This window comes from Acidobacteriota bacterium, from assembly GCA_020853395.1.
Taxonomy (GTDB): domain Bacteria; phylum Acidobacteriota; class Vicinamibacteria; order Vicinamibacterales; family SCN-69-37; genus JADYYY01.
In genome coordinates, this window is record JADYYY010000005.1 from 169,165 (window position 1) to 189,594 (window position 20,430).

At 70.6% G+C, this 20,430-nt stretch carries 18 protein-coding genes; 6 read left to right on the top strand and 12 right to left on the bottom strand.

The annotated features are described in order from the left end of the window. Positions 1-22 precede the first annotated feature (22 nt). Positions 23-721, top strand: coding sequence for an HAD family hydrolase (locus tag IT184_04970; GenBank protein MCC7008146.1), 699 nt, complete (start codon positions 23-25; stop codon positions 719-721). A gap of 23 nt (positions 722-744) precedes the next feature. Here the strand turns inward: IT184_04970 and IT184_04975 are convergent, their stop codons facing one another. Continuing rightward, on the bottom strand, positions 745-1,701 hold the full coding sequence (locus IT184_04975; protein ID MCC7008147.1) for a sugar phosphate isomerase/epimerase: 957 nt from the start codon (positions 1,699-1,701) through the stop codon (positions 745-747). Positions 1,702-1,799: 98 nt separating this feature from the next. Then, the gene (locus IT184_04980; GenBank protein MCC7008148.1) at positions 1,800-2,483 is read right to left on the bottom strand and encodes an HAD-IA family hydrolase; all 684 of its coding nucleotides are present in this window, start codon (positions 2,481-2,483) and stop codon (positions 1,800-1,802) included. A gap of 157 nt (positions 2,484-2,640) precedes the next feature. On the opposite strand from IT184_04980, the gene IT184_04985 reads away from it, so the two are divergent. The 3 genes from IT184_04985 to IT184_04995 all read left to right on the top strand — a co-directional run bounded on the left by IT184_04985 (position 2,641) and on the right by IT184_04995 (position 6,022). Next, positions 2,641-4,299: an aspartate aminotransferase family protein gene (locus IT184_04985; GenBank protein ID MCC7008149.1), complete on the top strand. Its 1,659-nt coding sequence runs from the start codon at positions 2,641-2,643 to the stop codon at positions 4,297-4,299. 159 nt (positions 4,300-4,458) lie between these two features. Next, entirely contained in the window at positions 4,459-5,037 is a 579-nt protein-coding gene (locus IT184_04990) for a hypothetical protein (protein ID MCC7008150.1), read from the top strand. Positions 5,038-5,140: 103 nt separating this feature from the next. After that, positions 5,141-6,022, top strand: a complete 882-nt coding sequence (locus tag IT184_04995) for a hypothetical protein (protein MCC7008151.1) — start codon at positions 5,141-5,143, stop codon at positions 6,020-6,022. 2 nt (positions 6,023-6,024) lie between these two features. On the opposite strand, the gene IT184_05000 is transcribed toward IT184_04995, so the two are convergent. Beyond that, positions 6,025-6,735 carry a 1-acyl-sn-glycerol-3-phosphate acyltransferase gene (locus IT184_05000; GenBank protein MCC7008152.1) on the bottom strand — a complete coding sequence of 237 codons (711 nt, stop codon included), beginning with the start codon at positions 6,733-6,735 and terminating at the stop codon, positions 6,025-6,027. Positions 6,736-6,867: 132 nt separating this feature from the next. On the opposite strand from IT184_05000, the gene IT184_05005 reads away from it, so the two are divergent. Continuing rightward, positions 6,868-8,946, top strand: a complete 2,079-nt coding sequence (locus IT184_05005) for a transglycosylase domain-containing protein (GenBank protein ID MCC7008153.1) — start codon at positions 6,868-6,870, stop codon at positions 8,944-8,946. Positions 8,947-9,036: 90 nt separating this feature from the next. On the opposite strand, the gene IT184_05010 is transcribed toward IT184_05005, so the two are convergent. From IT184_05010 to IT184_05035, 6 genes are all read right to left on the bottom strand, one after another. Next, the gene (locus IT184_05010; GenBank protein ID MCC7008154.1) at positions 9,037-9,519 is read right to left on the bottom strand and encodes a GNAT family N-acetyltransferase; all 483 of its coding nucleotides are present in this window, start codon (positions 9,517-9,519) and stop codon (positions 9,037-9,039) included. A 217-nt stretch (positions 9,520-9,736) separates the two neighbouring features. Then, entirely contained in the window at positions 9,737-10,660 is a 924-nt protein-coding gene (locus IT184_05015; protein MCC7008155.1) for a hypothetical protein, read from the bottom strand. Positions 10,661-10,742: 82 nt separating this feature from the next. Then, positions 10,743-11,567, bottom strand: coding sequence for a methyltransferase domain-containing protein (locus tag IT184_05020; protein ID MCC7008156.1), 825 nt, complete (start codon positions 11,565-11,567; stop codon positions 10,743-10,745). A 15-nt stretch (positions 11,568-11,582) separates the two neighbouring features. Further along, a complete protein-coding gene (locus tag IT184_05025) occupies positions 11,583-13,442 on the bottom strand; it encodes a gamma-glutamyltransferase (GenBank protein ID MCC7008157.1) in 1,860 nt (619 codons plus the stop codon). A 4-nt stretch (positions 13,443-13,446) separates the two neighbouring features. Continuing rightward, positions 13,447-14,181, bottom strand: a complete 735-nt coding sequence (locus tag IT184_05030) for a DUF1698 domain-containing protein (protein MCC7008158.1) — start codon at positions 14,179-14,181, stop codon at positions 13,447-13,449. Beyond that, complete coding sequence (locus IT184_05035; protein MCC7008159.1) at positions 14,178-15,527, bottom strand: AGE family epimerase/isomerase; 1,350 nt, start codon at positions 15,525-15,527, stop codon at positions 14,178-14,180. The genes IT184_05030 and IT184_05035 overlap by 4 nt, the downstream gene beginning before the upstream one ends. 116 nt (positions 15,528-15,643) lie before the next feature. Here IT184_05035 and IT184_05040 point away from each other — a divergent pair, with 116 nt between their 5' ends. Next, complete coding sequence (locus IT184_05040) at positions 15,644-16,420, top strand: YwiC-like family protein (GenBank protein ID MCC7008160.1); 777 nt, start codon at positions 15,644-15,646, stop codon at positions 16,418-16,420. A 346-nt stretch (positions 16,421-16,766) separates the two neighbouring features. Here the strand turns inward: IT184_05040 and IT184_05045 are convergent, their stop codons facing one another. The 3 genes from IT184_05045 to IT184_05055 form a co-directional block, all read right to left on the bottom strand. Then, complete coding sequence (locus IT184_05045; protein MCC7008161.1) at positions 16,767-18,692, bottom strand: type IIA DNA topoisomerase subunit B; 1,926 nt, start codon at positions 18,690-18,692, stop codon at positions 16,767-16,769. Positions 18,693-18,869: 177 nt separating this feature from the next. Next, positions 18,870-19,733, bottom strand: a complete 864-nt coding sequence (locus tag IT184_05050; GenBank protein ID MCC7008162.1) for a DMT family transporter — start codon at positions 19,731-19,733, stop codon at positions 18,870-18,872. 6 nt (positions 19,734-19,739) lie between these two features. Then, positions 19,740-20,420, bottom strand: a complete 681-nt coding sequence (locus IT184_05055) for a methyltransferase domain-containing protein (GenBank protein ID MCC7008163.1) — start codon at positions 20,418-20,420, stop codon at positions 19,740-19,742. Between the last annotated feature and the right edge of the window lie 10 nt (positions 20,421-20,430).

Consider the following 20,430-nt stretch of genomic DNA (forward strand, 5'->3'; position numbering starts at 1 on the left):
ACCAAAACGAAATAATAGTGGGATGCCTGCGGCGCTCCCGGTCGACACGATCTTCCTCGATGCCGGCGGCGTCCTGATCTACCCGAACTGGCATCGCGTCGCGGACATGCTCCGCGCACACGGCATCGCGGCGGAGAGCGACGCGCTTCTCGCCATGGAGCCCGGCGCCAAACGGCTGATGGACGAGTCCGCACGGCACGCCGGGTCGGCCGATGCGTCGCGCATGCTCGACTTCTTCGGCACGGTGCTCGATCGGGCCGGCGTTCCCGCCGGCGAGACGCGTGACGCCGCGATGGCCGACGTGCGCGCGTACCACGCCACGCACAACATCTGGGAACGGTCGCCGGCTCATGTCGTGCCCGCGCTGGAGGCGCTGAAGGCCCGCGGCGCGAAGCTCGTCGTTGCGTCGAACGCGAACGGCGTGCTGCACCGATGCTTCGACCGGCTGGGCCTCACGCCCTACTTCGACGTGATCTGCGACTCGTTCTTCGAAGGCGTCGAGAAGCCGGATCCCCGCTTCTTCCAGCGGCTGCTCGCCCGGGCCGGCAGCCGCGCCGAGACGACCGTCCACGTCGGCGACCTCTTCCACGTGGACGTCGTCGGCGCGCGGCGCGCCGGCCTTCGCGCGATCCTCCTCGACGAGCACGACCTCTACGGCGATATGGACGTCGCGCGGATCCGCACGCTCACCGAACTGAGCGACGCCATCGACAACGTGTAGCTCTCCGGCGCGCCAGCCTCCGCCTATGCCAGCGCATCCTTCATGTATTGGAGGCACTTCGGCATCTCGACCAGCGGATCGCCCTCGTACTCGAACTCGATGTTCGCCGGGATGTCGTACTTCTGGGTCTTCAGCAGTTGCAGGACGCCCTTGATGTTCGTGTCGCCCTGACCGAAGGGCAGGTTCGCCATCCCGTTCTTCTTGTTCTTCCGATCCTTGACGTGCAGGTTCGTGATGCGGCCGTGGTGCTTCTGGATGAACGCGATCGGGTCGGCGTCGGTTGCCGTGTAGTGGCCGATGTCGAGGTTCGCCCAGATGTTCTTCGACGCCTCGAAGCACTGCAGGAACGTCGCTTCCGTCGAGATCTCGTTCGCGTTCTCCACCGACGCGTGCCCGTGGACGCCGACGAGGACGTTGTGCTTGTCGGCGAAGGGCGCGATGCGCTTCGCCATGCTCACCTGCGTCGAGGTGGTGATCGCTCTGACGCCCAGCGCCTTCGCCATCTGGAAGCCGTACTCGATCATGTCGTCGGCCGTGTTCTGGTTCATGTTGTAGCAGAGGAAGCGGACGTCGATGCCGGCGTCGTTCCACTGCTTCTTCACCGCCGCCCAGGTGGCGGGCGACGTGGACAGGCGCCACTTGCGCTGCGCGTCCTGCGCCTCCTTGATCTGCGCCTGCTGCTCGGGCGTCATCTGCTGGCCGCGTCCTCCGCGGCCGACGTTCGGCAGCGCCGGCATCCCGGCCAGGTTCTCCGCGTCGCCAGACATCAGCTCCGCTTCCCACAGGCCGATCGTCTTCATCGCGTCGATGATCCGGGTCGCCGGGTTGTTGATCGATCGGAAGCTGTACGTCTGGGCGCCGAGCGTCACGCCGTTGAACCGGGCGTCCTTGATCTGGGCCGCGAGCGTCCTGGACAGCACGCCCGGCACGGCCAGCGAAGCGAGCGCCATCTTGCCGATTTCACGTCGGGTATAGGACATGGGACGAACCTCCACGCCGGGCGTAGCCGTGCCGTTGCCGCCGGTAGGCCACCGGGGCCGCGTTCACGCCTGCGTCGACGGATTGTGTCCGGAATTAATCACCGGGACGGATGGGCTGTCAACCTCGCGGGCTCGCCCGCGGTGTCACGCTCGAGAAGATCCAGGAGCTCGCCGGCGTCGCGCAGCACGCGCGCCGCGCCCTCGAACGTCGTGCCCCTCGTCAGCGCCGTGGGCACGACGACGCACGGGACGCCCGCGAGGCGGGCGGCGCGAAGACCGCGCTCGGAGTCCTCGATCGCCAGGCACTCCTCCGGCCGGCAGCCGCTGCGCTCCACCGCCTTCAGGTACAGCTCGGGGTCGGGCTTCACGCGCGTGACGTCGCTCGCCGTGAGGATGAAATCGAAGTACGGCAGCAGGCCCGTGGTCTCGTGGATCGTCTCGAAGTGATCCAGGCGTGAGCTCGTCACGACGCCCATCGTGAATCGGCCATGGAGGGCCTGCAGGACGCGCGCGACGCCGTCGATGAGGAGCGGCGCGTCACGCAGCCGCTGCGCGTAGCGCGTGTTCCGCACGTCGCGCAGCCGCTCCACCTCGTGGCCGGGCAGGCCGCGCGCTTCCGCGAGGTGCCAGGCGCCGCGCCCCTGCAGGAGGAAGAGATCGTGGTAGAGCGGCGGCGTCAGCTCGACGTCGACCGTGGCCAGCACGTCCCGCGTGACCTCGTAGTAGATCTGCTCCGTATCGACGAGCACGCCGTCGTTGTCCCAGAGAATCGCCTTCGTCATCACTTCGGATATTGTCTCTCAGCGCGCGCGCCGCGGCACGCTTCCGCGACGACGGCGCCCATTGCGGAGCACACGCGTGAGCGAATTCGAATCGCACTGGGACGACACGGGGGCGCTGCTCGACGCCGCGCCCCGCTGGGCACGGTATCGGCGGGACATGCTCTCGGCGTTCCCCGCGCCGTACCGATCGGAGTCCGACCCGCTGCCGGGCGCCATCGCCGACGCCGTGCGGCGGATCGACGAGCTGCGGCCGGAGCCGCTCGGCCCCGCCTTCCTCGGCAGCGACCCGTCGCTGTCGATCGACTTCGACGCCGTGAAGCGCGCGGCCATCCCGGCGGCGATGGCGGATCCGGCCGACGTCGTCCGCGACGTCGTGAACCTGTTCCAGGGCGCCCCGAACTGGGGCCATCCGCTCACGATGTGCAACGTCGTGCCGCAGCCGAACACGGTCGCGATCATCGCGTCCATGCTCGCGCAGGTGTACTCGCTGAACATCCTCGAAGGCGAGTACGCCTGGAACGTGCACCGCGCCGAGCTCGAGAGCGCCGCGATGCTCGCCGGCGCGTTCGGGTGGGACCCGGCGCGGGCCGGCGGCATCTACACGTATGGCGGCTCGGGCTGCTGGACGTATGCCGTGAAGTACGGGCTCACGCGCGTGCTGCGCGGATCGCGGCAGCGGGGCGTGCGGACCGACGCGAAGGTGCTCTGCTCCCAGCAGGCGCACTACACGATGCAGAACAGCACGGACTGGACCGGCCTCGGCATGGACAACGTCATCCGAATCCGGACGGACGTCGACACGAACGCGATGGATCTCGCGCACCTGGAGGAGGTGCTGCGCGATCTCACCGCCCGCGCCGTGCCGATCGCCGCCGTCGTCTGCACGATGGGGACGACCGACGCGAACGCCTTCGATCCGGCCGACAAGGTGCGCGCGCTGCTGGATCGCCATCCCAACGCCGAGCCTTACGGCCCGGCCTTGCTCTACTGCGATGCGGTCGTCGGCTGGTCGTGGGCGCTGTTCCGGCAGTACGACTTCGACGTGAACCCGCTCGGCTTCTCGGACGACGCGCTCGCGCTGATCCGCCGGGTGGCCACGGCAGCGTCGACGATCCAGCACGCCGATGCCGTCGGCGTCGACTTCCACAAGGTGGGCTGGACGCCGTACGGCAGCAGCGTCTTCGTGTACCGCGACGCCGACGAGTTCCAGTCCCTGCTGAGCCGTCCGCTGTCGCCCTACCTGCAGGCCCGATCGCCGTACAACCCGCTCGACTACACGCTGGAGGTGTCGCGCCCCGCGACGGGATCGCTCGCCGGCTGGGCTACGCTCCGCTACCTCGGCCTCGAGGGCTTCCAGTCGATCCTCGGCGGCATCATGGAGACCAAGGCGTACCTCCGGCGTCTGCTGTTCGACGCCGAGACGCTCGTCTGCGCCAACCCGGACGACTACGGGTTGTGCACGCTGTTCCGCGCCTATCCGCGCGGCGTCGACGGCAACGCGCAGTTCGAGCGCGAGCTGACGGATCCGTCGGCGCGCGACGCGCTCATCCGCCACAACCAGCTCACGCGCGCGATCGGCGATCGGCTGTGGGAGTGGTTCCGCGCCGGCAAGCGCATCGACGGCCTGCACACGCCGTACATCAGCTTCAGCACCGGCTTCCGCGTGACCGAGTACAACCGCGACGCCGCCGATCCGGATGCCGTCGTGTTCGCGCTCAAGATCTTCCCGATGAACGTGCACATCCACCCGAAGCTCATGCGCCACGTGCTCGACTGCGTGCTGGCGGCGCGCGACGAGGTGATGGAGGACGCTTGACGTGCCCGGCCACCTCTCGGCCTGGCTCGATTCGGGTGGAAGGTCGTCCGCGGCGCTTGCGGCTTGGAGGATCGCTCGGCCGACGGCGAGCGGCTTGTTTCTTCTGCACGCTGGGCCGCTCTTGCACCGACACTGAGTAGAGTAAGAACAGGAGGGCAAGTGCGAGGGCGGCTCGTCGTGTTCCTCGGGTTCCTGTGCGTCGCCTTCCTGTCGAATGCGCCGGCGGCGTCGCGACGCGAACAACAGGCCGCGCCGTTCCGCTCCGCGACGGAGATCGTGCGCGTCGATGTGAGCGTCCTCGACAGAGAGCGGCGCCCGGTGCGCGGGTGGACGGCCGCCGATTTCACGCTGCTGCTCGACGGGCAGCCGCAGAGGATCGTCGCCTTCGAGGAGGTCGGTGCGGCCGGTCGAGGATCGGAGCGGCGCCCGGGCTCCGATCAGATCGCGGCCGCGGATCTCGCGACCAGCGACCGCACGGCGGCCCGCCTGCTCGTCGTCGTGCTCGACGACTACAGCCTCGCCGAGGCCCGCGCGCTTCCGGGCGACGTCGGCCAGGCGAGGAGTGCCGCGCTGGCCGCACTCGACAGCCTCGACGCAGACGACCTCGGTGCGATCGTCTTCGCCTCGACCGGAGGAGTGCCGGAAGGGTTCACCACCGATCGTGGGAGGCTGCGGGATGCGATCTCACGCCTCACGGTCGTGCCGGACTCTCCGGTGAAGGTCGAGGGCATGACGTGACGCTGCCCCTCAGTTCGCTGGCCGTCGGCCCGCACGTGCTCACGATGGACGTCCGCAGCGGCGCTCGGGCCGAATCGCGCAGCGTGCGATTCGAGGTCGCAGCGTGACGTGGCGCCTGTCGCTCGTCGGGCTCGCGGCTGCCTCGGTAGTGCGTGTGACGACGTACGCCCAGACACCAGCGCCACCCAATCCGGTACTGGACGACCTCGTCTCCAAGGCGGCGGCCTACGTGGACCGCTACTACGAAGCCATGTCCCGGCTGACGTTCGACGAGCGCTACGTCCAGGACATCGTCGTCGCTCGCGTCATGTCTCCGATGCCTCCCGGGCGGGCTTCCGCGCCGAGCCGGCCGACGGGCGAGCAGCAGCGCGTGCTCCGTTCGGAGTGCATCGTCCTCCGCGTCGGTCCGCCGTTCGAGTGGCGGTTCTATCGAAACGTCTTCGAGGTGGACGGGCTCGGGGTCAAGGATCGCAACGCGAGGCTCGTCACGCTGCTCCAGCAGCCGGCCGAGAGCGCCGTCCGTGCCGCGGAGCGGATTGCCGAGGAGAGCGCGCGCTACAACATCAGCAACGTGGGCCGCGTGCTGAACGAGCCGGCCCTCCCGTTCGTGTTCCTGAGGGACGCCGTCAGGAGCAGGGTCCAGCTCACCCTGCAACGGCGCGAGGACAACGTCTGGATCGTGGCGTTCACCGAGCACGGACGGCCGTCGCTGTTCCGCCACAACCGCACGCTCGACAACCCGAGCTCCGGCCGCTTCTGGATCGACGCCTCGACGGGCGAGGTCCAGCGTGCCGAGCACGTGGTCTCGCCGTTTCCGCTCAAGGCGACGTTCACCACGGTCTTCCGGCACGACGCGCGCTTCGGTGTCGCCGTGCCGCACGAGATGCGGGAACTGCTGTCGACCGGCCCTGAAGCCGCGGCCCGGCGCGTGTCCGGCGTGGCGACGTACGAGAACTACCGCGAGTTCCGGATCACCGCCGGGTGACCTCAGAGATTCGCCTGGATCGCCTGCTTCGTCCGCTCGATCAGCGCGGGCAGCCGCTTCTCGTCGTACTCGCGCGTGTCGATCGGCTCGCCGATGAACACGTCCACGCGTCCCGGCCGCGGCGCGAGCGTCGTCTTCGGCAAGAGCGCGAACGTGCCCCGGATCGTCACCGGCACGATCGGCACGCCGGCCTTCATGGCGATCTTGAACGTGCCGGGCTTGAACTCCTGGAGCCGGCCATCCGGTGTGCGCGTGCCTTCCGGAAAGACGGCGAGCGACGTGCCGGCCTTCAGGCCCTCGATCACCCGGCGGAGGCTCTTCGCCGTCCGCCGCGCGTCGCCGCGATCGACCGGGAAGTTGCCCGACGTCCACAGGTGCCACCCCATGAACGGCACGTAGAACAGCTCCTTCTTCGCCATGATCTTGAACTGGTGCGGCAGGTAGGCGAAGAGCGCGGGCGTGTCGATGAGGCTCGCGTGGTTGGCCATGTAGACGTAGCTCCGGCCCGCCGCGACGCGCTCGGCGCCGTGCACCCGGATCCCTGCGCCGATCGTGAGCGCGACCATCCGGCACCACCATCGCGCGCATCCGTGCTGCAGCTCCCCCGTACGGTCGAACGGCCACAGCGCGAGCGAGATCGTGCCCATGACGACGGTCTCGACGTACCAGAGGAGGTTGGCGACGGGGGCCCAGAGGTAGACGAAGACCTTCACGCGCGCCCGCCAAGATAACAGAGAGGCTGGGCGGCCGGCTGCCGAGTTTGCCCTCTCGGACGGACACGGGACGAGGCGGCGCGTCCACGGCCGACGGTGCCGGATTTGCACAGCAGGCGCTCGGGCCCTGCCGTGCGACTCGTCATCTCCTACCGGCCTCGCTGGCCGCGTCTGCTGCGCTGGTCGTCCTGGTCCTCGTCGCGCTACCGCTGGATGGCGATCGCGGCGGTCGCCGCCGCGATCGCGCTCGCCATCGGCGCCGGTTGGTGGCTGGCGCGCTACTCGGTGGCCGTCAACCGCCTGGCGCGCGGCGTCGGCGACACGGTGTTCTACGGCGCCGACGGCCGGCCGTGGTTCCGGCTCGACGAGCGCCGGCACGACGTGACGCTCGACGCGATCGCGCCCGTGCTCCAGCAGGCGGTCGTCGCCATCGAAGACCGGCGGTTCTACCTGCACCCTGGCGTCGACCCGATCGGCCTCACGCGCGCGGCGGTCCGCGACCTGCGCTCCGGCACGCGCGCCGAGGGCGGCAGCACGTTGACGATGCAGTTGGCGCGCACGCTGTTCCTGTCGAACACGCGCACGTTCGGTCGCAAGCTGAGGGAGATTGGCCTCGCGGTGCTGCTCGAGCTGCGGCTGAGCAAGAAGGACATCCTCGAGCTGTACCTCAACCGCGTCTACCTCAGCGGCGGCGTGTACGGCGTCGAAGCGATGTCCGAGCTGCTCTTCGGCAAGCCGGCGACGCGCGTCACGCTCGCCGAGGCCGCGTTCATCGCGGGGCTGATCCGCGCGCCGTCCGCGCTCTCGCCATGGAACAACTACGAGTTGGCGCTCGAGCGCAGCCGGCTCGTGCTGGCGCAGATGCGCGCGCTCGGCTACGTCACGCCGCAGGAGGCGGACGCCGCCAGCCGCGTCCGGCCGAAGATCGCGCCCTACCGCGGGCCGACCGATCCGCGCGCGGCGTGGGCCAAGGACTACCTGCGCCAGCAGTTCCGCAACCAGTTCGGCGGCGACCACCCGCCGGACTGGCGCGTGAACACCTCGTTCGTGCCGGCACTGCAGGAGGCGGCCGAGCGCGCCGTCGGCGACGGCATCCGGCGGCTGCGGCGCCCGGCGCTTCAGGCGGCGCTCGTCGCGATGGATCCGGCGACGGGCAACATCCTCGCGATGGTCGGCGGCGCGGACTACACGCGCAGCACGTTCAACCGCGCCGTCCGCGCGCGCCGCCAACCGGGCTCCGCGTTCAAGCCGTTCGTGTTCGCCGCCGCGCTGTCGCGCGGCTTCTCGCCCGTCTCGCTGCTCACCGGGCTCGACAACGTGACGAGCCCGGAAGATCCCGACTGGCGGCCGACGTCGGTCGTCCACGTCGACGGCGGAACCGACGAACCGCTGCCCGACGTGACGCTGCGACGCGCGCTCGCGCAGTCGAACAACGCGGCGGCCGTCGTGCTCCAGCAGCGGGTGGGCGTCCGCAACGTGCTCCGCATCGCCGAAGGTGCCGGGCTGAGCGATCTGCCCGCAGTGCCATCCCTCGCGCTCGGCAGCGGCGAGGTGACGCCGCTCGATCTGACGGCCGCCTACACCGTCTTTCCCGGCTACGGGCAGGCGGCGCGCCCGCGTGGCCTGCTCTCCGTGCTCGACGCCGACGGCACGCCGCTCTATGCGGATCCGATTGAGACCGAGCGCGTGCTCAGCCCCGAGGTCGCATTCCAGATGATCGCGCTCCTGCGCGGCGTGGTGGACGCGGGCACCGGCGCGCCGGCGCGAGCCTTCGGCGTGGCCGGCCCCGTCGGCGGCAAGACCGGCACGACCGATCGGTACGTCGACGCCTGGTTCGTCGGCTTCTCGTCCGCGCTCGTCGTCGGCGTCTGGGTGGGGTACGACCAGCCGGCGCCGATCGGAGCGAACGCGTACGGCGCGCGCGTCGCGCTGCCGATCTGGGCGGACTTCATGAAACAGGCGGCGCGCGTGATCCCGCCGCGAAGCTTCCCGGTGCCGCCGGGCCTGCGCGCCGTCGCCCTCTGCCGCGTCACCGGGCTCCGGCCGGTCGAGTCGTGCCCCGTCTACACCGAGTACTTCAAGCCTGGCGACGACATCCCCTCGGCGGTCTGCCCCGAGCACGACGGCACGTTCGGCGAAACCGCCACCCGCGCGATCGGCGAGTTGCTCCGAGGGCTCGGCACCGGCCTCAAAGGGATCTTCAAGGACTGAAGCGCACCGCGCGGCGGGTTGACTAGAGAGTGAACTGGCCGGCGGCGTGCGGAGGCCGGCGCCGCCGCAAACGATCGCGAGCGCGACAGCCTACGGCGCGGAGTCGCTGGAAAGCTCGTCGCGCAGGATCGCGAACACGAGCTGATCGTAGACGCAGCCGTCCTTGATGACGGCCTGCCGCAGCGTCGCCTCGTGACGGTATCCCGCCTTGGCCAGCACGCGGGCCGACGCGACGTTCCAGCCGAAAGGCAACCCGTACAACCGGCGAAGCGCCGGATGTCGATCGAACACGAACGCGGTGAGCAGCCGGAGGGCCGTCGTCGCCGCACCGCGCCCCCAGAACTCGACGCCGAGCCAGTAGCCGACTTCGGCACCGATGCGCTCGACGTCTTCGCGCACCTGGTAGCCGATGCCGCCAGCGACGTGGCCGTCGACCTCGATCGCGAAGTCGGTGGCCGGGGAAGCCGCCGACGCCGAGGCGATGAACTGCCGCGCGTGGTCGACCGTGTAGGGGTGCGGAAATCGATCGCGCAACCCGAGCCAGACGCGCCGATCGGCCGCCTGCCGTGTCATGGGTTCCGCATCGTCGTCCCGCCAGTCGCGGACGACGACGAGGCCGGCGCTGAGGTGGACGGGCACGCGAGCACTATAGCTGTCGCGGCGGCATCGGTCGCTGGCGCGTCGACCCACTCGTCCTGCCGCCGCTCGGATCGCCACGTGGTCCCGGCGTGAAGGAGCGGCGACTCGAACGCCGCGCGGTGCTGCGCCGGTACGGCGACGCCGACCGGCGTCACTTCCCCTGGCCGGCCAGCGCTTCGTCCGTCCGCACCTCGAAGCGCCGGACGTTGCTGTAGCGGGCGACGCCGTCGAGGCTGCGGATGGACGCCGTCGAGCCCGAGATCTGCTCGTGCATCTCGACCGGGAGCGCGATCCCGGAGCGATCGTCGAAGCGGAACTGCGTCGTGATCGAGACCCTGAGCCTCGGCGGCGTCAGCACGTGCTCGGTTCGCAGGACGACGCCGGTATCGACGTCGATCCAGATTCGCCCGCCGCTCGGGTTGTCCTGCGTCGAATTGTGCTGGAACAGCGTGGGCCGCTCGGTCTCCCGGTACCTCAACACCCACACGTTCCGGCCGCCGATCTCGTCGCGACGCGACACCTCGAACGTGAAGCGTGGCCGCAGCGGCGCCTGGACGAACAGGATCGGGATGCCGGGCACGTTCAGCGTCCTGCCGACGTCGCTGATGTTGAACCGCGCGCTCTCGTGGTCGATGCGGAGCGCCTGCGCGCGCGCGACGTCGGCCGGCTGCTGGAAGAGCCGCGCCAGCCGATCCTGCCGGTCGCGCACGGGCCGGCCGTCGACCTCGAACACGTCGCGGAACATCTGCCATTCCAGCGGCGGCCCGACACGCACGAGGACCGTATCGGATCGCAGATCGCGACGACGGCCCGGCGCCGTGACGACCTGGGGCCGGCTCTGCGGCGTGACGGTGACGACGCGGCTGATGCCGGCCACTTCCTGCGAGTAGTCCTCCTGAAGGACCAGGCTGGAGAGCTGGTCGAGGTACCGCGCGGCGTACGCCGCCGCACGCGCGGTCACGAGCTCGACCGCCGGCGGCGAGTCCTGGACCGCCGAGCGATCCGGGACGCCGACCGCGGCGTACACGGGCCCGACGATCATCGAGACGATGACGAGCGAGCAGCGCTTGGCCATGATGCACCTCTCGGCGCGTGGCAGGAACCGGTGCCGTCAAGTGTAGTCGACCGCCGGGACGTTCGCTCTCGTACGAGAAGCCTCACGGCCAAAGACCGTCCCCCGTTTTCCTCCCGACCACGGCAAGCATCGGCGGGCCGAAGACGAACGCGCCAGGACGGCGAGCGATCTCCCGCCACCACTCCCAGAACTCTCGTGCCTCGCGATCGGCGAGCATCCCGCTGTCGACGAGCGACGGCAGGTGCAGGGCGAGAAACGCCTCGATCCAGCGCCACACCGGATCGCCGGGGCGGCCGGTGCGCACGATCGGCTCGATCGACGTCACGCGCACGCCGGCCGCCTCGAACGCCGCGGGCAGCACGCCGGCCACGTCGAGCGATCCGCCGGCCCGCGCGAAGCTCTCGTGCACGGCGCGAAAGACCGTCCGGAACACCGCGGCCGCGGGCACGGACTCGATCGCGAGGTAGTGCCAGTAGTCCATCACGGCGACGACCGCGCCCGGCGGCAGGCCGCGCGCAAGGCGCGCCACGACTGCATCGGGGTTCGGCAGGAAGCTGAACAGCCAGCGCGCGAAGACGCCGTCGGCGCGCCACGCCGACAGATCCAGATCGCAGACGTCGTGCGTCACGACGTCGACGTTCGTCCGGCGCTCGCGGGCGACGGCGTCGCGCACGCACGCGGTCGCCACCGACGACGCGTCCACGGCGACGATGCGCCCGGCCGGACCGACGAGCGAGGCCAGATCGAGGCTGGTGAAGCCTGGGCCGCAGCCGAGGTCCACGACCGTCTGGCCCGGGCCGAATCCCGCGGCCCGCCACACGCGCGTCGTCTCGTCCCGCCAGGCCTCGTGCTGCCGGCGCAGCCGCTCGATCTCGGCCGGCGCCATCCCGAGCAGGTAGTCGGACATGGAACGCGCGCGGGCTCAGTACGCGATCGCGTAGCAGTCGCGGCGCGGATCGGCGCCGGCGATCCGGTTCTTCGTGGCCGGGTCGACGATCACGGCCGTCGCGCAGCTCGCGATGCTCTGCGGCGCGATCGTCGTGACGTCGTGCCCGAGAGCCTTCAGCTCGTCGATCACCGGGCCGGTCATCGCGGCCTCGACGTTCAGCTTGTTGAACCCCGCCGTGTGCGGATAGAACGATCCGAAGAAGTGCAGCGTCTGGAATCGCGGCCACTCGAACGCCGCGTGCAGGTTCGGGTACCACTCGGGCCAGAACTCCACCACGCCGAGAAACGCCTGCAGCATCGTCTGCACCTGGTTGTCGCCGCCGGGCGTGCCGAAGGCCATGAACGGCTCGCCGGCGCGCAGCACGATCGCCGGGCTGAGCGTGTAGCGCGGCCGCGCGTGCGGCCGCACCTGCGCGGCGTGCGTCGGATCGAGCCAGAACGACTCGCCGCGCACGCTCATGAGGATGCCGGTCCGGCCGAGGACGACGGCCGTCGGAATCCACGCGCCGCTCGGCGTGCTGTCGAACACGTTGCCGTCCTTGTCCACGATGGCGATGTGCGTCGTGTCGCGGAGGATGCCGCGCAGCGGCTCGGCATCGGGCGGCAGCGGACCCGGCTGGTACCCGTCGGCGATGTTCGCCTTGAAGTACGTCCAGCTCTTGATCTTCGAGTCGAAGGGCAACGGGTCGCCGGCGACGAACGCGCGCGACGCCGCCTTCGGATCGATCCGCGCCGCCCGCTCGCGCGCGTACGCCTTCGAGAGCAGCCCTTCGGCCGGCGTGTTCACGAAGGCCGGATCGCCGTAGTAGGTATCGCGGTCGGCGTACGCGAGCTTCAGCGCCTCGACGAGCGCGTGGAGGTACGGCGCGCTGTTGCGCTTCATCGACCGCACGTCCATCGTCTCGAGGATGTTCAGCGCCTCGAGCAGCGACGGGCCCTGGCTGTTGAACCCCTGGGTGTAGACGTCGTAGCCGCGATAGCGCGTCGTGGCGGGCGCTTCCACGCGCGCCGAGTACTCGGCGAAGTCGCTGAGCTCCCATGGGTAGCCCTGCGCCCTCAGGAACGCCACCATCTCGGCGGCGATGTCTCCCTTGTAGAACCGATCGCGCGCGGCGACGATGCCGGCGGCGCGCCCGCGCGACGCCGCGCCGCGCTCGGCCTCGACCATCCGGCGGAGCGTCGCCGCGAGGTCGGGCAGCGCGATCGTCTCGCCGGCCTGGTAGCTCGCTCCGTCGGGCCTGAGCCACATGCGCCGGTTGTCGGGCCACTTGTCGATGAACGCGCGGTTCTTGTCGATCGCCGTGGTCGTGAGCGGCCGGAGCGGGAAGCCGTTCGCCGCGTAGTCGATCGCGCGCGCGGACACCTGCGCGAAGCTCATCGTGCCCCAGCGCTCGAGGATCGTGAGCGCGGCGTGCAGCACGCCCGGCACGACGGCCGGATCCAGGCCGATTCCGACGAAGTTCTTGTGGCGCGACGTGAACCAGTCGATCGTCGCGAACGCGGGCGCCCAGCCCTGCCCGTTGACCGAACTGACCTTCTTCTCGCGCTGGGGATACACGAGCGCGTGGCCCTCGCCGCCGAGGCTGTAGAGATCCTGTTCGACGACGCCGCCGACGAGCATGGCGGCGACGCCGGCATCGAAGGCATTGCCGCCCTGGACGAGAATCCCGTGCGCCGCCGCCGTGGTGAGCGGATGACCGGTCGAAATCCCGGCGCTCCGACCGATCACCGGCGGCCGCTGCACGGGCAACTGCGGCGCCGCCAGCACGCTCGCGACGACGAGCACTCCGGCCAGGCCGGCGACCGCCAACGTGCGCATCACGGAGGAGCGCATCGGGCTACCGCCACGCATGGAAGACCACCATCGTCGGCTCGATCCGCCGGAGGCGGTGGAGCCAGCGGCGTGGATTGAGGAGCTGGCGGCCGATCAGCGGCCGTGGGGCGACCTGGCGGACGGCCACGCGCTCGACGCGACGGAACCCGACCCAGCGGAGCATCGCCTCCACGGCGGCCGCGTTCGGGCCCCAGAAGCTCGTCCGATCGCCAGAGAGCTCACCGTTCGGGTAGAAGCGCATCGCCGGATACGGACAGTCGGCGAGATCGGTGTGCGTCTCGAGGATGAGCTGCTCGCCGGTCACGCTGTAGATGCTCTGCAGCGCGCGGAGCGGATCGACGACGTGGTAGAGCACGCCGAGGAAGAGCACGAGGTCGAACACGCCCACCGTCTCTCGTGAGAGATCGACGACGTCCATCTCGCGATCCTCCACGCGCGAGCCGAGCGCGCGCCGCGCCAACTCGAACCCGGCTTTCGTCCCCCAGCCGGGGCCGTTCCAGCAGAACGAGTCCACGGCCATCACCCGGCGGGCGCCGCGGCGCTCGGCTTCGAACGACAGCAGGCCGTCCCAGGCGCCGATGTCGAGCACCGTGCGGCCGGTGAGATCCGCGGGCAGGCCGATGTAGTCGACCTTGTCGGGCAGGTTCGTGCGTCCGGGCGTGACGATCCCGTTGCCGAGATCGATCGAATGCCACCAGCGGATCTTCGCGACCTCCTCGCGCAGCTCGTCCGTCGTCACGCAGACAGCATAGCCGGGGCGAGCCGCCGCGACACCTCGATGAGCGCGCGAACGCCGTGGTACGGATCACCCCAGTCATGGCTGCCCCACGTGCGCGGATCGAACCGCGGCCCGGCTGGCCGCACCCAGGCGAACTGCCGGAGGAGCGGCACCCGATAGCGCGGGTCGCCCGTCCACTCGTCGGCCATCAGCAGGGCGACGAGCATCTCGGCCTGCTCCCACCAGCGCTTCGCGCGAGACGATCGCGGCAGGTACCACGCGCGGCGCGCGGCACCGATCGGCGGACCGAACGTCGCGATGCCGCCGCCGACGGGGTCGAAGCCGTAGCGGAGCGCGTGATCGACGAGACCGAGCACGATGCCGCGGATGTCTTCTGCCGGATCGCCCAGCACGTCGATCGCCAGCCTCGCGAGCCACGCCAGCTCGGCGGCGTGCCCGTAGCTCACGACGACGGGACGGCGCCAACCGGGACGCCACGTCCAATCGCGCGTCAGGAGGTCGTCGATCGTGCAACGCCACCGCGCGTCGACGCCACGTTCGAGCACGAGCGCGACGAGGGCGCGCAGCCGCGCCGCGTGCGCCGGGCTGCGCGTCAGCGCAACGAGCGGCGTCAGCGCCTCCACGAGGTGCAGGTGCACGTTGACGGTCTTCCCCTGACCGGCGGGCCCCGCGATCGGCCGCCACTCGCGATCGAACCGCTCGAAGAAGCCGAGCGCGCCGTCCTCGGCGCGCTCGACGAGCACGTCGACCGCGCGCTCGGCCCACCCGCGCGCCCACGCGTCGCCCGTGGCCAGCGCCAGTTCCGCGAGCGCGTAGATCGCGAACGCCTGGCCGTACGTCCGCTTGTCGGGATGGAGCGCGGCGCCGTCGCGCGCGACCGCCGTGACGAACCCGCCGTGCCGCGCGTCCCACATCCGATCGACGAGGAAGCGGGCGCCGCGCCGCGCGAGGTCCGCGTATCGGCCGTCGCGGTCGATGCCGTGCCGGTGCGCAGCGGCAAACGTCCAGACCATACGCGCCTGCGGCACGAGGTGCTTGTCGATCGCGCCTGTCGTCCGGCCGTCCGCGTCGACGGCCAGCACGAAGCCGCCATGCGCCTCGTCACATCCGTGCGCCGCCCAGAACGGCAGCACGAGATCGCGCAGCGCCGCATCCGCCTCCCGCCGCATGCGGTCCAACGCGGCATCGCTCGCGCCGGCAGCCGCCGGAACGCCGGCGACATCAGCGGTATGCGGCCACGCACGCGCCAGCCCGACGTGCACGTCTTCAGCGAGCCGCCGCAACAGCGCGGCGCCGGCCCGCGGGAGTCGCGCGAGCACGTCCGGGAACGGCGATCGATCCGTCACGCCCGCACACTGTAGTCGAGCACGCGCCCCGCGCGGCGGGCGCGCGGCCGCGTCGCGGCCGCGGCATGATGACCGTCATACAGGCCGGCCGTGGGCCGTGTAGGCTTGTCAGAGTCATGACGTTCCTGCCGAAGGAGCACGGCGCCTACGGCCAGATGGCGTTCCCGCTCGTCACGGCGCTCCTCGTCAGCGGCGCGAGCGTGGCGACGCTCGCCTGGATGCTGGCGGTGGCGATGGCCTTCGTGGCGCACGAGCCGGCGCTCGTGCTGCTCGGTCATCGCGGCGCGCGCGCGCGGCGCGAGCGGGGCCCACAGGCGGCGGTCGCCGCGGCGATCACCGGCGCGGTCGCGCTCGCGGCGGCCGCCGCGGCCGTGCTCACCGCGCCGGCGGCCGCGCGCTGGGCATTTGCCGTCCCGGCGATTCCCGCGCTCGTCGTGGCGCTGCTCGTCGCGGTCAATCGCGAGAAGAGCGCCGCCGGCGAGCTCGCGGTGGCGATCACGTTCTCGCTCGCCGCCATCCCGGCCGCGCTCGGCGCCGGGGCGGCCGTCTCGACGGCGGTTGCGATCGGCCTGGTCTTCTCGGTGGTCTTCACCGCCGCAGTGCTCGCGGTCCGCACGGTGATCCTCGGGGTGCGCGGCGGCGGGAACCCGGATGCCGTCCGCGCCACGTGCATCGCCATCTGGTGGGTCTCTGCCGCGGCCGTGGCGGGGCTCTGGTGGACCAGCAGCACGCACCGGCCCGCGTCGATCATGCTCGGCGCCGTGACGCCTGCGATCGTCTTCGCCCTCGCGATCACGTTCCGCCGGCCGCCGCCATCCCGGCTGAAGGCGCTCGGGTGGTCGATCGTCGGCGTCAGCACGCTCGCCACGCTCGTTCTCGTCGCCGGCTTCTGAGGGCGCGTTTCAGAACTCCCGCGGCGGGGTGGCGCCGGACCGGGGTCGCGCCGCGTGGCGCGCAGGCGACGCCCGTGATCACGCGCGTCGTGCCGCGCACCACGTGGGGCTGTCCGGCGACACCCCGCGCGCGCCGAGTTCTGAAACACGCTCTGGATCTTCGTTCGCGGACGCCGCCAGCCTGGCAGCCTCTGGTGCCGGACTTCCGCTCTGCCCGGGCTGTGCGGGCCTCGCACCGCCCGCTCCATCTCCTGGCCTCGCAACGTTCTCGACGACGTCGATTGGCCCCGTAGAATCAGGCCGTCGGGGCTCTCGACACGTCTCGGGCGTGCGCGTCCGACGTGCCCTACACGTCCAGCGCTTCGGCTTCCTCGGCGCGTTCCATGATGAACCGGAAGCGCGCGGACGGATCCTTGCCCATCAGCTCGTTGATGATCCGATCCGTCGCGATCTGATCCACGACCTCCACGCGCAGCAGCCGCCGCGTGCGCGGGTTCAGCGTCGTCTCCCACAGCACCTTGGGCATCATCTCGCCGAGCCCCTTGAACCGGGTGATCTCGGGCTTCGCGCGGCCGGACGCCCGCGCGAGGATCGCGTCCTTGTGTTTCTCGTCGAGCGCCCAGAACGTCTCCTTGCCGACGTCGATCCGGTACAGCGGCGGCTGGGCGAGGAACACCTTGCCGGCGGCGAGCAGCGCCGGCATGTGGCGGTAGATGAACGTCAGGAGCAGCGTCGCGATGTGGTGGCCGTCGGAATCCGCGTCCGCGAGGATGATGATGCGGCCGTAGCGCACCTTCGACATGTCGAAGCTCTTGCCGATGCCGCACCCCATCGCGGTCACGAGATCGGCCAGCTCCTTGTTCTCGAGGACCTTCGCGAGCGACGCGCTCTCGGCGTTCAGCACCTTGCCGCGCAGCGGCAGCACCGCCTGCTTCGTGCGATCGCGCCCCTGCTTCGCCGATCCGCCCGCCGAGTCGCCCTCGACGATGAACAGCTCGCTGTCGTCGCGGCCGGACGAGGTGCAGTCGCTGAGCTTGCCGGGCAGCGTCAGGCGCGACGACGTCGCGCTCTTGCGCGTGACCTCGGCCTGCGCCGCGCGGCTGGCTTCGCGCGCGCGAGCCGCCAGGATGATGCGCGCGACGATGGCCTGCGCGACCGAGATGTTGTGGTTGAGCCAGTGCTCGAGCCCCGGGCGGACCATCGAGTCGACGACCGTCGTCACCTCGGGGTTGTTGAGCCGATCCTTCGTCTGCCCCTGGAACTGCGGCTCCTCGATGAAGATGCTGAGCACGCCGACCATGCCCTCGCGGATGTCGTCGGCCGTGAGCGTCACGCCTTTGGGCGAGAGACCGTGCGTGTCGATGAAGTTGCGGACCGCCTTCCCGATGCCCGCGCGCAATCCGTTCTCGTGCGTCCCACCCGACGCGGTGGGGATGCCGTTGACGTAGCTGCGCAGGTGCTCGTCGGTGGACTCGGTCCATTGCGCGACCAGATCGAGCTTCACGCCGGTCTCGTCGTGCTCGCGCGCGACCGCGAACGGCTGATCGTGGACCGGTGCGGCCTTGCGTTCGGCCAGGATCTTCTTCAGGTAGTCGGCCAGCCCCTCGTCGTGCTGGAAGACCTCGCGCGGCGGCTGCCCGGGCTCGGCCGCTTCGTTCTCGAAGGTGATCCGCAGCCCTTTGTGCAGGTAGCTCGCGATCTCGAGGCGTTCGCGGATGGTGGCGGCGTCGAAGTGCGTCTTCGGAAAGATCGTCGGGTCGGGCCGGAAGAAGACGGTGGTGCCGGTACCGCGCGCGGCGCCGACCTTCTTCACGCCGCCAGCCGGCACACCCTGCTTGTAACGCTGCTCCCACGTGGCGCCGTCGCGCCGAACGGTCGCGACGAGCTCGCGCGACAGCGCGTTGACCACCGACGCGCCGACGCCGTGCAGCCCGCCGGCCGTCTTGTAGTTCTGGCCCTCGAACTTGCCGCCGGCGTGGAGCGTCGTGAAGATCACCTCGAGCGCGCTCGTCTTCGTTTGCGGATGCCGATCCACCGGAATCCCGCGCCCATCGTCTTGAATCGTGATCGACGTGCCGTCCTCGTGCAGGAGCACGGCGATGTTCGAGGCGTAGCCGTTCATCGCCTCGTCGACGGCGTTGTCGAGGATCTCCCAGACGAGATGATGGAGGCCGGTGGCGCCGACGCCGCCGATGTACATGCCCGGCCGGCGCCGGACGGGCTCGAGCCCTTCGAGAACGGTGATGTCTTTGGCGGAGTACGTCGATGCCACGAGACAACGATAGTACAGCCTGGTGCTCCGTCCACGCTCGGCCAGTACCGCTCGCCGACGCGCGGCGCCCGAATCGCAGGCGCGAGACGGAATGCCGGCCGCATGTGAGCGACGCAGAACGCCGAGAGCCGAGATGCGCCGACCGGCAGGCGGCAGTGACCGAGCGTGCTGGGGCCGCTAGGCCGTGCGGCGCGTCCGAGCGGAGAGCACGAGCCCGACGCCGGCGAGCACGGCGACGCCGGAGATCACCAGGCGCGGTGTGATGGCTTCGCCGAGCAACACGACCGCACCGAGCGCGGCGATGATCGGCACGCTCAACTGCGCGACGGAGGCCTGCGTCACGGAGAGCCGCGGCAACACGCGATACCAGAGCGCGTAGCCGACGCCCGAGGTGAGCGCGCCCGAGATCAGGGCCAGGCCGAAACCTCGAGCGGTCGCCGTGGATCTCGACGCCGGCGCAAGCGCCAGCGGGAGCGCCGCCAGGCCGCTCCAGAAGAAGCTGCGTGCGTTCGAGGCGATCGGATCGAGCTGGCCTCTGCCGGCCAGCGAGTAGACGCCCCATGCGGCGCCCGCCATCGCCATCAGCAGCAGTCCTGTCGGATCCGGACGCGTAGCCGGCGACAACGTCAGCATCCCCAGGCCGCCCACGGCGAGCACGACGCCGATCCAGGCCGGCACGGCCGGCCGTTCACCGCGCGCGAGGCCGTAGCCGATCATCGTGAGCTGCACGGCGCCGAACAGGACGAGCGCGCCCACCGCGGCGCCGATGCGGAGATAGGCGAACGAGAACGGCACGGCGTAGGCGAAGAGCGCGGCCGGCCCGACGACTTCGGCACCGCGCAACGGCGCCCACGTCCCGCTCTGGACGCGTGCGATCAACGCGAGCGCGGCGGCGCCCGCGATCAGTCGAACCGCGGTGAAGGCCGCGGCGTCGATCTCGTGCGCGCCGAGCGCGCCGCGCGTGAGCAGCGAGTTCGACGCGAAAGCGACGAGCACGACGAGCGTGAGCGCAGCGGTTCGGCCATCGATGCCGGAACGCACGACGGGTCACCTGCGGATGCGCATCATCTTGTTCCCGCCGCGCTGGAACTCGTACGGTACGTCCTCCATCGAAACCGCCAGGCCGGCGGCGGTCAGCGCGCGGACCGCCGGATCGACGAACGGCGACGGGCGGCCGCCCAGCGCCAGCAGCGGGAAGACGCGGCACTCGGCCGCCACCCGGCACATCTCGCGGATCGCCGCGTCGTGGAAGGCCGCGCCGAGCTGCTCGGTGTAGAGAAACAGCAGGTGCGACGAGAGCACGAGGTCGAACGAGGCATCGGCGAACGGCAGATGCGGCAGCGCCGCCGCGACGTACCGGCCTGCGGCCCTGCCGGCGCCGCCGAAGTCCGCAAGGAACTCGTTCATGGCCGCCAGCCGAACCCGGCCGAGCTCCTCGGGAGACCGGATGTCATCCCACACGAACTCGTCCGCGTTGCGCCGGGTCTCGTCCAGAATCCGGCCGTACGTCGTGTCGATGCGTGCCCTGATTTGCCCGGCGTCGTACTGGTAGATCGGATCGCACGACACGACCCGTGACCCGCGACGGGTCGCCTCGGCGTTGAAGCTCGCCGGGCCGTCGCCGCAGCCGATCATCGTCGAACGCAGATCGGCGCCGGTCAGCGCGAACATCCGCCGGTACTCGTCGAAGGACCGGCCCCACGGCACGATCCGATCGAGCGTGAACATCGGGTGCGCG

Bases quoted from the DNA above. Each gene is read 5' to 3' on its own strand.
- IT184_04970 (MCC7008146.1), top strand. From the start codon at position 23: ATGCCTGCGGCGCTCCCGGTCGACACGATCTTCCTCGATGCCGGCGGC.
- IT184_04975 (MCC7008147.1), bottom strand. From the start codon at position 1,701: ATGTCCTATACCCGACGTGAAATCGGCAAGATGGCGCTCGCTTCGCTG.
- IT184_04980 (MCC7008148.1), bottom strand. From the start codon at position 2,483: ATGACGAAGGCGATTCTCTGGGACAACGACGGCGTGCTCGTCGATACG.
- IT184_04985 (MCC7008149.1), top strand. From the start codon at position 2,641: ATGCTCTCGGCGTTCCCCGCGCCGTACCGATCGGAGTCCGACCCGCTG.
- IT184_05010 (MCC7008154.1), bottom strand. From the start codon at position 9,519: ATGACACGGCAGGCGGCCGATCGGCGCGTCTGGCTCGGGTTGCGCGAT.
- IT184_05015 (MCC7008155.1), bottom strand. From the start codon at position 10,660: ATGGCCAAGCGCTGCTCGCTCGTCATCGTCTCGATGATCGTCGGGCCC.
- IT184_05020 (MCC7008156.1), bottom strand. From the start codon at position 11,567: ATGTCCGACTACCTGCTCGGGATGGCGCCGGCCGAGATCGAGCGGCTG.
- IT184_05025 (MCC7008157.1), bottom strand. From the start codon at position 13,442: ATGCGCTCCTCCGTGATGCGCACGTTGGCGGTCGCCGGCCTGGCCGGA.
- IT184_05040 (MCC7008160.1), top strand. From the start codon at position 15,644: ATGACGTTCCTGCCGAAGGAGCACGGCGCCTACGGCCAGATGGCGTTC.
- IT184_05055 (MCC7008163.1), bottom strand. From the start codon at position 20,420: ATGTTCACGCTCGATCGGATCGTGCCGTGGGGCCGGTCCTTCGACGAG.